General features: G+C 46.1%; 14 protein-coding genes. 5 read left to right on the top strand and 9 right to left on the bottom strand.

All coding sequences use genetic code 11. The features are described from left to right. Positions 1 to 212: 212 nt before the first annotated feature. The 3 genes from ACFVU8_RS24855 to ACFVU8_RS24865 all read right to left on the bottom strand — a co-directional run bounded on the left by ACFVU8_RS24855 (position 213) and on the right by ACFVU8_RS24865 (position 1,879). The gene (locus ACFVU8_RS24855; protein ID WP_387430889.1) at positions 213 to 815 is read right to left on the bottom strand and encodes a class I SAM-dependent methyltransferase; all 603 of its coding nucleotides are present in this window, start codon (positions 813 to 815) and stop codon (positions 213 to 215) included. 175 nt (positions 816 to 990) lie between these two features. After that, positions 991 to 1,410, bottom strand: a complete 420-nt coding sequence (locus tag ACFVU8_RS24860) for an NUDIX domain-containing protein (RefSeq protein ID WP_387431185.1) — start codon at positions 1,408 to 1,410, stop codon at positions 991 to 993. 31 nt (positions 1,411 to 1,441) lie between these two features. After that, a complete protein-coding gene (locus tag ACFVU8_RS24865) occupies positions 1,442 to 1,879 on the bottom strand; it encodes a GNAT family N-acetyltransferase (protein WP_387430892.1) in 438 nt (145 codons plus the stop codon). Positions 1,880 to 2,135: 256 nt separating this feature from the next. On the opposite strand from ACFVU8_RS24865, the gene ACFVU8_RS24870 reads away from it, so the two are divergent. Beyond that, on the top strand, positions 2,136 to 2,900 hold the full coding sequence (locus tag ACFVU8_RS24870) for an SDR family oxidoreductase (protein ID WP_387430894.1): 765 nt from the start codon (positions 2,136 to 2,138) through the stop codon (positions 2,898 to 2,900). 110 nt (positions 2,901 to 3,010) lie between these two features. Here the strand turns inward: ACFVU8_RS24870 and ACFVU8_RS24875 are convergent, their stop codons facing one another. The 3 genes from ACFVU8_RS24875 to ACFVU8_RS24885 form a co-directional block, all read right to left on the bottom strand. Further along, positions 3,011 to 3,475 carry a phage tail protein gene (locus ACFVU8_RS24875; protein ID WP_387430896.1) on the bottom strand — a complete coding sequence of 155 codons (465 nt, stop codon included), beginning with the start codon at positions 3,473 to 3,475 and terminating at the stop codon, positions 3,011 to 3,013. Positions 3,476 to 3,530: 55 nt separating this feature from the next. Continuing rightward, on the bottom strand, positions 3,531 to 5,957 hold the full coding sequence (helD, locus tag ACFVU8_RS24880; protein WP_387430898.1) for an RNA polymerase recycling motor HelD: 2,427 nt from the start codon (positions 5,955 to 5,957) through the stop codon (positions 3,531 to 3,533). Positions 5,958 to 6,242: 285 nt separating this feature from the next. After that, on the bottom strand, positions 6,243 to 7,049 hold the full coding sequence (locus ACFVU8_RS24885; RefSeq protein WP_387430900.1) for a copper amine oxidase N-terminal domain-containing protein: 807 nt from the start codon (positions 7,047 to 7,049) through the stop codon (positions 6,243 to 6,245). Positions 7,050 to 7,311: 262 nt separating this feature from the next. Here ACFVU8_RS24885 and ACFVU8_RS24890 point away from each other — a divergent pair, with 262 nt between their 5' ends. The 4 genes from ACFVU8_RS24890 to ACFVU8_RS24905 all read left to right on the top strand — a co-directional run bounded on the left by ACFVU8_RS24890 (position 7,312) and on the right by ACFVU8_RS24905 (position 10,475). Continuing rightward, the gene (locus ACFVU8_RS24890) at positions 7,312 to 7,749 is read left to right on the top strand and encodes a LytTR family DNA-binding domain-containing protein (RefSeq protein ID WP_387430902.1); all 438 of its coding nucleotides are present in this window, start codon (positions 7,312 to 7,314) and stop codon (positions 7,747 to 7,749) included. Positions 7,750 to 7,765: 16 nt separating this feature from the next. Continuing rightward, positions 7,766 to 8,185, top strand: a complete 420-nt coding sequence (locus tag ACFVU8_RS24895) for a DUF3021 family protein (protein WP_387430904.1) — start codon at positions 7,766 to 7,768, stop codon at positions 8,183 to 8,185. 135 nt (positions 8,186 to 8,320) lie between these two features. Then, positions 8,321 to 9,637 (top strand): alpha/beta hydrolase family protein, encoded by a 1,317-nt coding sequence (locus ACFVU8_RS24900; protein ID WP_387430906.1) that lies wholly within the window; start codon positions 8,321 to 8,323, stop codon positions 9,635 to 9,637. A gap of 58 nt (positions 9,638 to 9,695) precedes the next feature. Beyond that, positions 9,696 to 10,475 carry a TatD family hydrolase gene (locus ACFVU8_RS24905; RefSeq protein ID WP_387430908.1) on the top strand — a complete coding sequence of 260 codons (780 nt, stop codon included), beginning with the start codon at positions 9,696 to 9,698 and terminating at the stop codon, positions 10,473 to 10,475. Between the two features lie 318 nt (positions 10,476 to 10,793). On the opposite strand, the gene ACFVU8_RS24910 is transcribed toward ACFVU8_RS24905, so the two are convergent. The 3 genes from ACFVU8_RS24910 to ACFVU8_RS24920 form a co-directional block, all read right to left on the bottom strand. Further along, a complete protein-coding gene (locus ACFVU8_RS24910) occupies positions 10,794 to 12,077 on the bottom strand; it encodes an MFS transporter (protein WP_387430910.1) in 1,284 nt (427 codons plus the stop codon). Positions 12,078 to 12,152: 75 nt separating this feature from the next. Then, positions 12,153 to 13,304 (bottom strand): winged helix-turn-helix domain-containing protein, encoded by a 1,152-nt coding sequence (locus tag ACFVU8_RS24915; RefSeq protein WP_387430912.1) that lies wholly within the window; start codon positions 13,302 to 13,304, stop codon positions 12,153 to 12,155. 166 nt (positions 13,305 to 13,470) lie between these two features. Further along, on the bottom strand, positions 13,471 to 17,263 hold a 3,793-nt coding region (locus ACFVU8_RS24920; protein ID WP_387430914.1), incomplete at its 5' end, for a X2-like carbohydrate binding domain-containing protein.

Below are 17,263 nucleotides of genomic sequence, written 5' to 3' on the forward strand. Positions count from 1 at the left end.
TATCGTTGTCTTTGTTCTCCCAAGTGAACACACCTCCACTACTGTCATTATCGGTCTGTCCGTTAACGAGTGTCCACTATTTATTCTAATTGCATGGAGTCCGTTATTTTCTGGAACCTGTCGGTTACTGGGAAATAACGTCTCTGGGGTCCGTTAGCAGACGGAACAGGGAGCATTTCGTGTATACAACTTATTCTAAAAGCACACACAAATTACTTTTGCGCATCAAGAATAAACATCGAAGCATCTTGTCCCATGAATATCTTACTTCCGGTATAAAAAGTTTTGGATTGGATATTCCGATACCCGATTTTCGTCATCTTGCCGGTTAACTCATCTTGCTGGAATCCGTTATGCACGAGATCTGAAGCGACATTTTCATTTTTATCAAAATCAACGATCAGCAAATGTCCCCCTTCATTGAGAACATCATATAATCTTGATAAAACCAGTTCATAATCTGCAATGTGAAGCAGAACCTGAGCCATAAAAATATAGTCCACACGCAAATCCGATAAACCTTCCTTTTCAAAATCAAAGCACAATGTATCTGCATTTTGAATATTGAACTCGGAGATTTTTTGCTTAATTTGATTAATCATATTTGGTGAGGTATCAAGAAAAAGCACGGAGTGAAAATCGCCCAGAAGGTTCATGCCAAGGAGACCGGTTCCGCTCCCAAAATCAATAGCCGTCTTGCTCTTAGCATCAACTAAATATTCACGAATGGCATCAGAGGATACCTTGGCAACCTGAATTCTTTCAGGAGTGTCGTATGTGTTCGCTATCATTTCAAACTTATCTGTATTTCCCATTTAGATCTCTCCCCTCTTTTCATCTAGGTTTATCTCAGAAGAATCCTCTCCGTATAACTCATTCATATGCTCCATATGAGCCGCTCCCCAATCAAAAGAGTATCGGGATATCGGCGTGAATATTGTTTTCTTCGCGTTAACTGTATTTGTTGCTTTGAGTCGCTTTTAAACACTATTATTCAATCCATTTTCTCGGTCCAATAATATGGAATAGCTGATGTCTATCATCATTTATTGCGTCTTCTATTCGTTTACACGTGAAATCACTTATCGGTCTAGGAAGATCATCTCTTGAAAAAAATCTGCATTCTAAAATTTCAGGGGAGCTTGGTTGAGGTGCCCCATCACTCTCATTACTTGCAATGAATACAAAATGATGCATATCATAGTTCGGGTCGTAATAAATACCTGTCAATTGCCTTACTCCTACTTGTAATCCTACTTCTTCGTGCACTTCTCTTTTTGCTGTTTCCTCGGCAGATTCATTATCTTCAGCTTTGCCGCCAGGGAGGTCCCAGTTGTTTTTTCCATAACTATGCTTTACCAATAATACTCTTCCTTCGGGATCCAAGATAACTGCTGCTGCTCCAATCATTTTTGACAAATCAGTCGCCCCATTCCTAGTATCAAGTATTGATTGACATATAGTTCTTTCCTTCAACAAAGCCAAGACTTTCATACAACGGTATAGCCATATCAGACGAATGTAGCAGAATTTTTTTAATTCCCTGTGTCCTCAAATCGTCTATTGCTTCACTAACAAGTTTGGATACTATACCTTGGCGGCGGTAATTGGGGATTGTGTAAACATTAGTCATGTATGCAACCAATCCAGAAGGATTGTCAAATCGTGGTACAAATCGACATAGGCAAAAGCATACTGTTGACACGGCTACCCCGTCATCATCTGCTACCCATACAACGAGTGACTTATCTGATAATGAGGAATCAAAGTAGTCACTAAATATTTCATCCATATTACTGTTGTCCTCATGACCTAGCAAAATCTTACGAAATTTAATTAACTGCGGTATATCGGTTGTACTAGCTTTTCGAAACAGCACAATTGACTTCCTCCCTGTTCACAAATTCTGAACTACCGCTGCAAATATATTTCGTGAATACATCCGTTATCTAAATATTGCACCAATCTATCTAGCAAGTATAAGAGGCCTTCAAGCGTACGACAGCTAAAAAACTTACACTTCCTCCTAGTTTATTCCCGTTTACGCCAGCCACGCACTCCGAATGAGAGAGCAACATTTCAAAAGTCCCCCCGTGATATAACTAGACATGTATTCCCAACAAGGAGATGAGAGAATGATTAGTTTGAAAGGGAAAGTCGCTCTAGTAACAGGTGCAAGCCGGGGGATTGGCCGGAGCATTGCATTGCGTCTGGCACAGGATGGCGCATGTGTCGCCGTGCATTATGGAACAAGACAGAATCAAGCCGATAAAGTGGTTCATACCATTCAACAAAGCGGCGGGGACGCATTCGCAATTGGTGCGGACTTAAGCACTCTTAACGGTATACATGATTTATATGCGACGTTGGATGAGAACCTTCGGGATCGTACAGGCGGCAGCCAGTTCGATATTCTTGTGAATAATGCAGGAATTGGCCAAATTATTTCAATAGAAGAGACGACGGAACAATCTTTTGAAGAGGTCATGAGCATTAATGTTAAAGCACCACTTTTTGTTACCCAACAAGCTTTGCCACGTCTAAAAGATGGGGGACGCATTATTAATATCTCATCGTTTGTATCCAGAGTGGCCTCCCCAAGTGTTTTTGCCTACAGCATGTCAAAAGGGGCAATCGACACATTTACCCACATGCTGGCTCAGCAACTTGGTAGCCGGAATATTACGGTGAATGCCATCCAACCTGGCATTATTAATACGGAGATGAATGCGCAGACGCTCCAAGATCCTAATGGACAGAAGTCTGCCGCGGGTCTTTCAACTTTTAACAGGTGGGGGGAGCCGGAAGATGTGGCCGATATTGCCGCTTTTCTCGCCTCTACGAATAGTCGTTGGGTAACCGGCCAATTGATTGATGCAAGCGGTGGATCTCATCTGTAAATAAAGCGGGTTCGGAAGCCTCACTGAAAAGCAAGTCTTCCGAACCCGTAAATCCCTTATCAGCCAGCTTATTTTTGCAATATAAGATACACCAATCGATGATCAATTCTTCAATACTCTCCTTTAATCACAAAAAACGAGCCCCGAATCGTTCCCGCTAGTTTGGACTTTTGCCGGGCGAACTTAAACTTCCCTTCTAATTCCTGTGGGATCTCCATCCCCTCAGAAAGTTTGAACCCAACGGCCCGCTTCTTAGGGTCATCAATCGTATACATGACATTAATCCCAAGACCATCCTCATAAAAGACATAGGTAAATTGAATATTTTCCACTTGAAAACGCGATGTTTCTAAAGGTTTGGCCGCAAATTCAATATCGCGCTCTTCTTTCAAAATCCGGTTCACGTAATCAAGGCTTTCCTGACTTTCGCTAGCCGGTACAACCGTAAACTCATGCTTGTATTTGTTCATAAAATAACGAGCCTCATTCGCACGTAAGCCAGCAAGCGCTTCTGCTACAGGTGAGGACTCTAAGCCAACTGTAGATACATTTTTAAAATCAACGATATAGGACATTTCCATCTCTCCTTTTATCTCATTATTTCCAAAAAAACTTACCATTCATCCCTTCTTACCGCACTTCCTCATACAAAGCCGAATCAAGTGCCTGAACCAACGGTGTCCAATCCCCTGTCGTATATAGCAACAGCCGATGCATCGCACGAGTACATGCCGTATAAAAATGCTTGCGTTCGCTCTCTCGCTGATACGTTTGCGGAGATGCATCATAGATCAGCACGGCGTCGAACTCAACGCCTTTAGCCAAATATACAGGAAGCACCGATATCCCCTTCTCGAAGCGCTGGGTCTCCTTCGTAATGAGCCGCAATTCTGCGCCTCCCTGCGCCATCAACGCTCCGTGCGCTTCTTGGCTCTCGGCTGCGGTTTTAGTAATTACAGCGATGGAATTGTAGCCTTCCGCTTGAAGCGCTGCAAGATCCTGCAGAATGCGGGTTGCGCGCTTTTCCACAGTATCCGTAACCACTAGCGACGGCTTCTCGCCGCTTCTATTAAAAGGTACGATTTCTTCGCCCGGTAGCAATGATTTCGTAAACTCCACAATCTGCCGAGTAGATCGATAGCTCTGAACAAGCCGAATCAGGCTCGTGTCCTCCGGACCATATAGACCGATTAGCGGCGAATTGACATCATGCAGCTGCGTAGATTGCGGAAAAATCGCTTGCCCAAAGTCCCCAAGCACGGTCATGCGGGCACGAGGAAATAAACGTTTGAGGAAGACATACTGGAACGGCGAATAATCCTGGCCTTCGTCAACGAAAATGTGCCGCACCACGGTGTTCGTCCGCGTACCTTCGAGCAGTTCTTTTAAATACAGGAACGGGGTTGCATCCTCATAAAAAAGTTCATGCCGGTTCAGTTTATCCCTCGTTTGTCTGCAAATTTCCGTCCACCGCTGAGGTACTTCGGCCTCACCTGTCATCTGCAGATATGACGCTTCACCGGCGAACAGCTGACTGTAGAGTCCATTCACATCGATGAACCGGAGTCGCTTCACATCCCGCCGCAGCGGCTTGAAGTGTGCCTTCACAATCATCCGGCACAGTATCTCTTCTTGCTGCAGGGCAGAATCGAAGATTTCCTCTTCACCCTGCTCCTTCTCCGGACGATCCCCATAGAGATCCACATACTGTTGCGTAAAATCAAAGACCGCCTGTTCCCGCTCGTACTTCTTACGGAGCATGCTATAGGCTTCCGTATAGTGATCCGAATCGAGGTAATCCAGTTCATCCTGAACCCACTCCGCTTCCAGCTCCTGCCCCGCAAGCGACGCCAGCTCTTTCAGCAGCCATTCCTGCAGAAGCAACACGCGATTCATCAACCGGATGGAACTGTCATAGCTGTAGAATTGAGCTTTCATTTGTTCAGCGGTAATCAGCTCGCGATCCCGGAAAATAATACTGCAGAACAGCATGCCTTCCTTCCCTAACCAAAGCGCATAGTTCTGGAGAGCATGCAGAAAAGCCTCGGAAGCTTTATACTTCATACCGATTAGCCGTGCTTCAGCCCCCTCTGAACCCGCCGCTGTCAGCACATATTCTATTTGTTCGAACGGATCTTCCAGGTTCATCGTACCGCCCAGCCAATGCGCGAGGTATTCTTGGAAGGTCGTCTGCTGCATATTCTCCTCACCAAGCTCAGGCAAAACGGTCGATACATAACTGTTGAACATCGGATTGGGCGAAAAAAGCACGATCTGGTCTGCACTGAGCCGCTCCCGGTGCTTATACAATAGATAGGCTACCCGCTGCAGCGCTGCAGAGGTTTTGCCGCTTCCCGCCGCCCCTTGCACAATAAGCATATGGCTCTTATCATCGCGGATGATGACATTCTGTTCCTTCTGAATCGTCGCCACGATGCTCTTCATTTGGTTATCCGCGCCCTTACCAAGCACCTGCTGGAGCAATTCATCCCCGATCGTTACGCTCGTATCGAACACATTCTGAAGCTTACCGTCCCGAATCTGATATTGCCGCTTCAAGGTCATATTTCCCGTGATTTGTCCGCCCGGTGTGTCATACTCGGCAGTCCCTGGGGAGTGATCGTAATACATACTTGCAATAGGTGTCCGCCAGTCATAGACCAGAAAGTTTAGTCCGTCTTCATCGACAAAGGAAGAAACACCAATATAAACTTGCTCGTTAAGTTTCAATCCATCCTCATGAAAATCAATCCGCCCGAAGTACGGTGACGGCAACAGACGTTTCATGCTCTTATAGCGCTGTAGCCGTAATTTGTGACTGCGCTCACGCTCGTTCAACAGCGCTTCTTGCTGCTTGATACTATAGAAGGTCTCTTCGAAATCTTCATCCGTGCTTGTATTGACCGTAACTTCTTCCCAAAACTGCTTGCGAATACCCACCACCTGATCACGCAGTCCGCTCACTTCCGGCTCCACTTCAGCGATTCTTGTCTGTAATTCTTCCGTAACGGCATCCAGTCGTTCCTGTTCTTGCTGCCAATCCTTACCGTTAATCATCTCCTGAACACACTCCTTTTCGTTCGCGTTTGAGGATGAAAAAAAAGACATTTGACAAACCCTGAATCCCCATGGTAAGATTAAAATATAAATAAGATGCAATAATTATAACCTTTTACATAAAATGAGTAATGATTTAACTATAGCATAATGCTTAAATGGACGCAATCCATTTATTCAGCGGAAGAACCCGGCGAAATTCGTCGGGTTCTTTTTTTGTTATCCTGAGAAAAACGTATAGCATTTCGTTGAAGCTGTTTACTGTCCTAATGATCAATTGCCATTCTAATCGACGCATGCATCAACCAGAATGTACCTAAGCGATTTCGCCAGAATGGTATTTGTAGTCTCTATAGTAAAAGCGGCACTTGGTTTGATTTGAGCTTGATTATAGATGTCAAAGTGGCTAAAGTTCGAATCCTGAACATAAAAACGTAAATAATGATTATCGCCTAGCGTCGACTCCCCCGTATTTTGAGAAGTCAACCTCATTTGGATCAGAGAACCTCCGTCTTTCTGGTCTATTGTTTGAATGACGGATTGTACGGGCCTGACAGAAAGATCGGAATGTTGCCCCAGAACATGCTCCTCATCGCTTACGACTCCAGAAGGAAGATAACCAGGATCTTCGTATAAATGGGTGATTTTTCGACTCGAATCCCACTTTGTATCCAGATGAAAGGCTTTGGCAACTACGCTAAGCGGAATGTACACACTTCCTTTAATCAAGACAGGAATCGTATCCATTTGGGATGCTACACCGTTAAGTTCAATATCTTTTAACCTAACGGTCAACTTTAAGCTGTAGCTCTTCCCTTGTTCATGAAGCAGGTTCTTTCTGGAGATTACCGCACTTTTGTTCACGGCATCATAAGCCACTTCCGCAGCTAATAAATCGGATAGACTCCGCAAAGGAACCATCAAGCGATTGTTCTGATCAAGGTAGGGTGATTGTGGTGCGGTATAGGTCACGTAATATTGATTGATTTGTAAAAGGACTGGTGCATTTGCAGTATTAGCAGACACCATATCTGCTAATGGTATCAAGAGACAAAGGATTAGCGCTAGACCGAGGATCATCATTCGTTTCATAATCAAAGGAGGCCACCTTCCACAAATTTAATTATTTTGGTAGGGGAACTTGAGTACTCTTTCCGGTTCACCAACCCGTCTGCATCTAACTTTCATAACTGAGACTATAATATATAAATAATTTACTCCATATAAAAATACACACTCCGACATTTTATGGGGTGTGTGTATTTTTATATACGGACTCTTTGATTTTCCACTATTTATGATATAGTTCTATTAAATTCATTGGTACTAATTATTTGATAAAGTGAGTGAGCAGATGAAAGTTTCAATTGAAGAAATAAGCCAAGACCAGGAAGAGGAAATTCTCATCCGGTGCCATGAGGTAAATGACGAAATATACGAAATAGTGAATAAGCTACAAACAGATAACTTCACTTTGCTTGGACATCATAACGACAAGGTCCATCGTATCAAACTTAGCGATATCTATTATTTCGAAGCAGTGGACGGGAAGGTTTTTCTTTATAGCAAGGACAACGTTTTTGAGGTAAAGCAAAAGCTTTATGAATTGGAGGAATTGTGCAAAGAAAAGAGCTGTTTTCGAGCCTCGAAATCAACGATTTTGAACATATCCAAAATTTCAGCAATTCATCCGACCCTCAGCGGCCGATTCCAAGCGGTGCTTGATAACGGCGAACGCGTGGTGATATCCAGGCAGTATGTGCCTGTGCTTAAAAATATGCTGGGATTGTAAGGAGGGAGAGATACCTATGAAGCTTTCCGAATTCGCAAAAAATATTATACATAGTTTCTTGATGATCTTCGCATTAATCATCCTCATCATTACGATCTTGCGAACCATCTTCTATCCCGATCTTGCCTTTGACTTGAAGTCCATTTATATCATCATGGGCTTTTCACTTTTAGGGTCATTAATGAACATTATTTTGTATTCTTCTCATGATTTAAGCGAGCAGCAGATGCGTGTAAGAATTATTGTCCATTTTGGGGCTTTAGAATTGATCTTGATTTCCCTTGCTGCTGTCCTTGGTATTGTAAATAATGCCTTACACGTCATCATTATGGCATTAGAAATTGCGGTAATCTATGTTATAGTTCGTCTGCTATCATGGCAAAATGATAAAAAAGAAGCCAAAAAAATCAACGAGAAATTAAAAATGATGCGGTGAGCGGATAGCTTATCGCTCTTTTTTGCAACTTATTCCCCTGTAGCTACAGCTTATTGTTTTTCTATATACTTCCTTCTATCCGTTTTTTATGATGATGTCATAAAAATGAACGCGAACTCGAAGGGAGTAACAACGATGGAAATATTGATATTTTGTTTTGCTGCGATCTTAGAGATCGCCCTTGCAATTTATTGCCTGATCACGAAGCACAACCATCAGAAATTAAGAAATTGGGCTAGAATAGCTATCTTTGCTGTCTTTACCACACTTACCTTGACCTCAATCATCATGTGGAGCTTCCGCTGGGTGTTGCTTGCTATACTGCTGTTCATACCCGCGGTATTTAGCGTGGTTTCTCTTCTCCGCAACAAAACAACTACCAAAGCCTACAAAAGCACGCGTATTGTCAGAAAAGCAATTGTGATGATACTCACGTTGATGCTGGCCCTTGCACCTGCACTTGTTTTTCCCCAGTATAAACCTCTGAAAGTAACAGGTGAATATAAAGTCGCAACCGCTACTTACACCTACATTGACAACAACCGGATTGAAGAATTTAATGACACGGGGAAGAACAGATTTGTTAATGTGGAATTTTGGTATCCCGAGCATGGGAATGGCTCCTTACCACTTTTGGTGTTCTCGCATGGTGCATACGGAATTAAGTCAAGTAATGCTTCTACCTTTACTGAACTCGCCAGCCATGGTTATGTCGTAGTTTCTATTGACCACCCTTATCATTCTTTCTATACAATTTCAGAGGATGGGACGATGGTTACGATCAATAAAGAATTTTATCAGGAATTCAGCAATGCCAACAAAGATGGTATTTACACGGTTGAGCAATTCTATCGACTCTTTCAAAAATGGATGAAGCTGCGAACAGATGACATGAATTTTGTCATCGATACGATCCTGCAAAAAACCAAAAGTGATCCTAACCCACTTTATAAACAAATTAACACGGATAAAATAGGTGTGTTCGGACACTCCATGGGTGGTGCAGCAAGTATTTGGATTGGCAGAGAGCGTGGTGATGTGCGTGCCGTTGTCAATATTGATGCCCCGATGTTCAGTGAGTTGAATTACGATAAAAAGACTAATGACCTCGTCGCAAGTGGCCAGCCCTACACAACACCCGTTCTTAATATTTATTCTGACGATGTTTGGAAACAGCTTGATAACCAACCATCTGTCTATGTTGCAAATAAAGTAGCTGATCAACACTTCTCAGAGATGTATACCGTTCATTTTCAAGGTGCAAAGCATTTAAGCCTGACGGACTTACCGTTGTTTTCCCCTCTACTGGCCAATATGCTTCAGGGCGGAAAAGCAGATATTGATACGCATTACTGCATTGAAACAGAAAATCAAATTATTCTTAATTTCTTTGATTATGTATTAAAGGGAGCGGGCACATTCACACCTAAAGCTACCTATGGGTTAAAATAGAAGAGAGAGACACCAACCCTGCTATCACATAAGCTGCACACTTGGGAGGACACCTTGAATGATTGATGCTCATATTCACCTTGAACAATATGAACCGGAGTTTATTACAAGCACACTGCGTGAGCTGCCCGGCGCGGGCGTCGAAGCGTTACTGGCCGTCTCCATGAATTACGAATCCTGCCTTCGCACGGAAAAGCTGGCCGCTCAGTACCCCGGAATTGTCCAGCCAGCTTACGGCTTCCACCCGGAGCAGCCGGTGCCTTCACCGGAGGAGATCGCCTTGCTGCTGGAATGGATTGAAGCCCGTGCAGACGCGCTGACAGCCGTAGGCGAGATTGGGCTGCCCTATTATACGCGGGCAGAAGCGCTCGAACGCGGCGAATCTTTCGAGATGGCGCCATACATTGCGCTGCTCGATAAGTTCTTGGAGCTGGCGGCGCGCCTTCGCAAGCCGGTCGTGCTGCATGCCGTGTACGAGGACGCCATGATCGCTTGCGATCTGCTGGACAAGCACGGCATTACCCGGGCCCATTTTCACTGGTTCAAGGGCCCGGAAGAAGCCATCGCACGGATGATCCAGCGCGGCGATTATATCTCTTTCACGCCCGATCTCCTGTATGAACAGGAGATCCAGAACCTAGCCCGCCGCTACCCGCAGGAGCTGGTGATGGCGGAGACGGACGGCCCCTGGCCCTTTGAAGGGCCATTCGCAGGCCGGACCACCCACCCGGCCATGATCCACGACGTGGCCGCTGCTTGGGGGGCATTGCACGGCTATTCGGAGAGCCGGGCAAAAGAGATATTAACCGCAAACACCGTGCGGTTCTATGGGTTGTAACGCCGCTAAGCGTGACAAAAGAGGCGTAACGAAAGAGGGAGTTGCCTGCGATCGGCAACTCCCTCTTTTGTCATACAGTATAATTCCAATGCTACTCGCGCGCAGATAAATAGCTTATTATACGTTTCAATATTACTTGGTGCCGCCCTATTACCATCATGTTTTTACTCCAGAAAATGTTCCGGGCCGTCCGTGAGCATAATAGCGATGTCATACATACTTTCTCTTGAAAGATTCCATCAACAAACTTTCTCCGCAAAAGCAGAAATACAAGTGCAACAAGCAATCTGAGTAATACTTGCAACAATACTCTACACTCTATTCTCCTGCAAAATCCCCTGCGGAAACACGGATATTTGCCTCTTTCGCTGCAGGCCACAGCACTCGCTGCAACAGAAAACCTAGCAGTCCGATCCCCGCAATAACGATCCCGAAATTAACAAAAATGGCGCCAGGGCCAGCATTTTGTACTAAAATTCCTCCAAGCAATGGGGCGATAATCATAACGGCACTTAGAATGGTACTCTGGATGCCAAATATCCGGCCGATGATGTGCGGCGGCGTCTCTTTTTGCAGACAATAATTAAAGGTGATCATCGCCATCCCATTCCCCAGCCCCAGTAGTCCCCCCATCATTAGTACAGGAAAAAGCCCAGCACCCGGCGAGAGGAATCCCAGTCCAGAAAACGCTGCTCCAATCAGTATATAACCACAGCCCATCTTCCAACCGTATCCAGCGTTAGAGTTCATCTTGTTCATCACCATAATCATCAGCAAAGCTCCTGCACCCGAAGCTGCTACCATCCAGCCCAGCATCGCCTCCTGCTCTGGAGCAATGATCCGAAATAAACTAGTGAACTGAAAATCAATCATCTGGATCGCCAGCGATCCGATAAGACCAAATATCATGGTGCTCAGCAGTAAGCGACTGCGCAGAATAAAACTCCAGCCTTCACTCCACATCTGGCTAAGCGGAATTTGTTCCTCCGGAATATCTGAATGTCGCTTCTCTGCAATAGCCCCAGCATTTTTGACAGTGAGCAGCAGCAGGTAAGATCCGGCTCGCAGGCAGGCATTGAGCAAGATACACCATTGGGGCGAAAGTACTGACAACGCCAGCCCGCCGAGCAGCGGACCGGCAATCTTGGAGCTTTGATTCACGATCCCATTCAGAGACGTAGCCTGTAGCAGTTGGTCCTCCCGCACAATGCTGCGAGTCAAGGATTGCTGAGCAGGAACATTTAATGTAGAGAGTCCCGCACGCAGCATCAGCAAGGGGAGCAGCCACCACATATTCGGGGCCAACAGCACCAGAACAGTCAGGATGGCTGTAAGCAGATCACAAATGCGCATCAGCTTAAGCTGGTTCAGCCGGTCAGCAGCCACGCCTGCCACAGAGCCTAGCAAAATGCCGGGCAATGCCAGCGATACCGGGATCAACGCAAGCATCAACGGGCTAGCCTGCCATCGATAGCCCACAAGCACCTGAATCGCGAGTGCATCGAACCAGTCACCGAAGGTCGCAGTGGCGTAGGCGGTGTAGACGCGCAGGTATACTTTATTGCGCAATAGGCTTGGTTTGGCTTGAGATATAACTTGCATAAGACATTCCTCCAGTTGCTTGAATGGATCCAATTGATCCTAATGTCAAAGTAACAGAGGAATGTCAGAGAAAGATCAGAGGGGATGAATTGCCCCACGAATAATGGCCTCAAGCGGCCTTAACCATCGGTCCAGTCCCCGGGCCACTTGTTCCGCTTCGAACATTTTCCTGTATTTATCCTGTAGAGCCTGGGGGAATGAAAAAATCACCCCACAGTTCACGATTCGGTGTAGTCCTTGCAGGAATAAGGGGACAAACTCTGAAGTCTCCAGAATCTGCAGTCCCTCATCCAGAAGCGCTTCACCGTCACGCCAATTCTTTTGCCGCAGCTTCCATAATCCCTTGGTGATGTTGTAACTGCCTCTCTCACGTAGAAAAGGCCTTGCTCTCAGACGCTCCTCTATGTCTCCCAGCATTGCTGCCACTTGTACGTCAGGCGTTCCGGCCGCCAGGTGAACGAACATCTCGCTAATGGCTACCGGTAGTTCAAAATTTTCGTACTCCGGTTCCTGGATGACTGTATAGGTGAGTTTTAAACGTTCCAGTGCTTTGTCCGTCTTCCCAACCACGGCATAAAGATCAAGTATATTCAGGATTTTCAGTTCCTGATGCTGAAACTGTGGCAAAATCTCTCGTTCAAGCATTAACTCACAGCTAGCCAACCGATCTACAGGATCGCCAGTAAACATGAAGAACAGCATCAAAGAGTAAAGCCGATCCCTCAGCGGAGCTTCTGTTGTGTGCAGCAGCCATTCCAGATCACCTTGTACAAAATGAACGTAGACAGCATAAAAAGGGTCTAATTCATAACCGAGCACATCTTGCTGCCGCGCCAGGGTTTGCATAGATTTCCCCTGTCCATATTGATGATATTTCACGAAAACCTCTCGCATTGTCTCATGCAGCGCTGTATCTTGAATGGATGGAGGAATGAGCGATCCGGCGGTATCTATTACTGCCAAACTGTAGCCGAGACCACGGATTGTTCGGATCGTCAGCCCGCGGAAACTCCCTAGCTTTTTACGCAGTCGGTAAATATGATCATCCACCGTCCGTTCCACCGGATACTCCAGTGGCCACACCTTGTCGAGCAATTGTTCCCGGCTGAAGGTGCGCCCTCTATTCAGGTAGAGAAATCGCAGAAGGGCGAATTCTTTGGGCAGCAGCTCCACTGTAAGACCTTCGGCACTAACTTTATATTCATTGTCATGCAATTCAAGCCGCATCCAGGAACCTTCCTTCTCACGGTCACTTTATTTGCCTCATTATATCAGTTTGACCTCGCCTCACTCCAGCGAAAATAGACATGTAACTTCCCTTTCTCCCAAAAAAAGCCTCTACATCTGCTGCAATCAGCAAATATAGAGGCGTAAGCCCAGCTTTATTCTTTTATTAGATCAAATCTGATTTCTGCAACAGTCTCTCGATAATCGCAGCTACTTCTGCACGTGTAATGCTTGCTTTTGGAGCCAACTCAGTGCTGCTTCTACCGGAGACAATGCCTGCTTGCAGGCTGTCTGCAATGGCACTCTTCGCCCATTCCGATACTTGCCCAGCATCTGTAAAGCGGCCTGCCCCGGTGTCTGTCGCTTGTGTTGCCAGCTTGTCTTTCAGACCGGTAATCTTCATAGCTTTGGCAATGATGTTCATCGCCTGTTCGCGCGTGATTTTGTCTGTTGGACGGAAGGTACCATCTTCGAAACCATTGATCAGATTGTAAGAGACTGCGGTTTGGACCGCACTGCTGTACCAAGCTGAATCCCGCACATCCGTGAATGCTGATCCGCCGTTCTCAAGCTTCAGGCCCAGTCCTCTGACCACAATCGCCGCAAACTCGGCGCGGGTAATCTCTTGTCCAGGGTTGAACATACCGTTCCCAACACCGTCAATAACCATCCGGGAGCCCATGTTGTTCACTGCATTTTTAGACCAATGATTGTCAACATCTTTGAACTCTACCGGATGCCATACAATGGAGTAGGTACTGTTGGTGAGACTGTTTACCTTGGCAAAATATTTGCCGTCAATAACAACAATTTTGGTTGGTACATGACGGACAGTGCCATCCGGATCGACAACGATTCCGGTAGTGATTCTGTTAGGGTCTACACCATCAGGGATCGCAATCGTACGTTCTACATAGGCGTTGAACTTGGAAATTTCGATCGTTTTGTCGCCATGAATAGCTACAACCTTAAATTCAAGCGGTGGTGCAACTAAAGTGAACTGCCCTTTGGCCGCTGAATTCTCTACAACTTTTAACGTTTCCGGAGTAGATTTATCGACTTCAATTAGGACCTTAATATCCTGAAGGGATACCGCTGATCCGAATTGACTCGAAATGGAATTGATATTAATTTGCTGTGCTGGCAATGTATAAGTGGCTTGCTCTGTTTTAAGCTGCAGCACCGCCTGTTTTTGTTCCATCTCCTTGATCATTTGACCTGTCAGTTGACCAATGGCCACATCTGTATTTGTGACCACAGGGATCGTAATCACAACCCCTTGTGGCTCATTCGCCAGTTTCTCTTCCAGCTTGGACTGGTCAACCGAAATTGTAGTAACCGTCTGATTGTTCACTTGCGTGGATTCAGCCGTACCAATCTTCTCAACCTTACCGTTCACAATAATATCCACACCTGTGCTTCCCGGATTAGGGGTGCTAGGAGTGCTTGGCGTGCTCGGAATAGCCGGTGGTGTAGGCGTTGGGTTGTCCCCACCACCAGTTGAAGGTGCGCTTGGCGTTACGGTGTTAGAGCTTGCCGAAGCTGCGCTGCTGCCCTCGGTGTTGACCGCTTTTACTGTAAAGCTGTACGATGTTCCGTTGCTTAGACCTGTAATTGTGATCGGGCTGGCAGTTCCAGTGCCGACGATTTTACCCGTAGCATCCAGAACGTCATACCTCGTAATCTCGCTTCCCCCATTCCCGACAGGAGAAGTAAAGAACACTGTAGCTTGACCGTCCCCTGCAGTTGCAGTTACGTTCGTTGGCGCTTCTGGCGCGCCTTTTGGCGTTGCACTAAGCTCATTGGACAGCGAACCTTCCCCATCCAGGAGACTGGACCGTACTGCAAAATAATAAGTTGCGCCATTAATCAGGCCTTTTACATCATAGCTGTATACAGAACTGCTGACAGTCGCCGCTTCAGTCCCGAAGTTGCCTGAAACGAGACTATAGTAAATTTTATAACCGGTAGAGCCTTTAACAGGCGTCCAAATCAGGTTAACCTCCGTATTGCCTGCAACTGCGGATTGCAGCACCGGGGGACCCTCTACGATTGGAGTGGAATCAGTAATCGTAATCGTCAATACTTGTGGCGTGCCTGCACTGAATTGGAACGCCAAGTTGGTTGTGCCAACTGGCTGAACAGACAGGTACTCTTTTTTAATAGAAACTGTGCTGCCAATCAAAGTGTAATCTGTGCCTTCGATCAGCACATTGTCACCGTTCTTGATGCCTGTGAATGTGTTGCCGTTCAGCGTCAAGGTGACCGCTACATCCGCTTGCGTAGAAGTATTCTTATCAAAATTCGCGCTTGTCGGACCAATGTCACTGTTGTTTGGTGTGCTATCAGTGACGGTCACTATTAATGTCTGCGCTGCACCTGCACTGAACTCGAAAGTTAGCGTTGTCGTGCCTACCGCTTGTGATGCCAGATACGATTTCTTAATCGCTACTGTGTTACCTGTTACCGTGTAGTCCGTTCCGGACACTAATGTTGCTGCGCCATTCTTAATGCTGATCAGTGTGTTGCCGTCCAATGTCAGAACAGTTGTTACATCCGCTTGCGCTGAAACTTTCTTATCGAAGCTTCCGGTTGCAGGCGTGATCACACTGTTGTTTGGTGTGCTGTCACTCACTGTGATTGCCAGTGTTTGTGGGTTGCCTGAGCTGAACGTGAACACCAGACTAGTTAACCCAACTGGCTGAAGTGTCAGGTACGATTTCTTAATTGCTACTGTGTTGCCTGTTACCGTGTAGTCCGTTCCGGCCACTAATGTTGCTGTTCCGTTCTTAATGCTGGATAGCGTATTTCCATCCAACGTCAGAACAGTTGTTACATCCGCTTGCGCTGAAACTTTCTTATCGAAGCTGGCTGTGTTTGTGCTTAGCTCACTATTCTTCGGCGTGCTATCACTCACTGTGATTGCCAGTGTCTGCGGGTTGCCTGCGCTGAACGTGAACACCAGGTTCGTGACTCCTTCAGTCAGTGTAGCCAGATACTCTTTCTTTAGCGTAACTACGTCATTTGTTAGCGTGTAGTCGGTTCCTAACACTAGAGCCGTTGTTCCGTTCTTGATGCTAGATAACGTGTTGCCTTTCAGCGTCAGCGTTACACTCACATCTGCTTGTGCAGAAGTCTTCTTATCGAAGTTGGCAGTGGTCGTACTTAGCTCGCTGTTCTTCGGCGTGCTGTCACTGACTGTAATCGCTAGTGTCTGCGGGTTCCCTGCACTGAACGTGAACACCAGGTTCGTGATTCCTTCAGGCAGTGAAGCCAGATACTCTTGCTTTAGCGTAACTACTTCATTTGTTAGCGTGTAATCGGTTCCCAATACTAGAGCCGTTGTTCCGTTTTTGATGCTGGATAACGTGTTGCCTTTCAGCGTCAGTGTTACACTCACATCCGCTTGCGCGGAAGTCTTCTTATCAAAGCTGGCAGTGTTTGTGCTTAGCTCACTGTTCTTCGGCGTCGTATCGGTCACTGTGATTGCCAGTGTCTGCGGGTTGCCTGCGCTGAACGTGAACACCAGGTTTGTGATTCCTTCAGGCAGTGTAGCCAGATACTCTTTCTTTAGCGTAACTACGTCATTTGTTAGCGTGTAGTCGGTTCCTAGCACTAGAGCCGTTGTTCCGTTCTTGATGCTAGATAACGTGTTGCCTTTCAGCGTGAGCGTTACATTCACATCCGCTTGCGCGGAAGTCTTCTTATCGAAGCTAGCGGTGTTTGTGCTTAGCTCACTATTCTTCGGCGTGCTGTCGCTCACTGTGATTGCCAGTGTCTGCGGGTTGCCTGCGCTGAACGTGAACACGAGATTCGTAGTTCCTTCAGGCAGTGTAGCCAGATACTCTTTCTTAAGCGCAACTACATCATTTGCTAGCGTGTAGTCAGTCCCTAACACTAGAGCAGTCGCTCCGTTCTTGATGCTAGATAACGTGTTACCTTTCAGCGTCAGCGTTACG

The sequence above is a fragment of the Paenibacillus sp. NPDC058177 genome, assembly GCF_042883835.1.
In the GTDB taxonomy this organism is placed as follows: Bacteria; Bacillota; Bacilli; order Paenibacillales; family Paenibacillaceae; genus Paenibacillus_AQ; species Paenibacillus_AQ agri.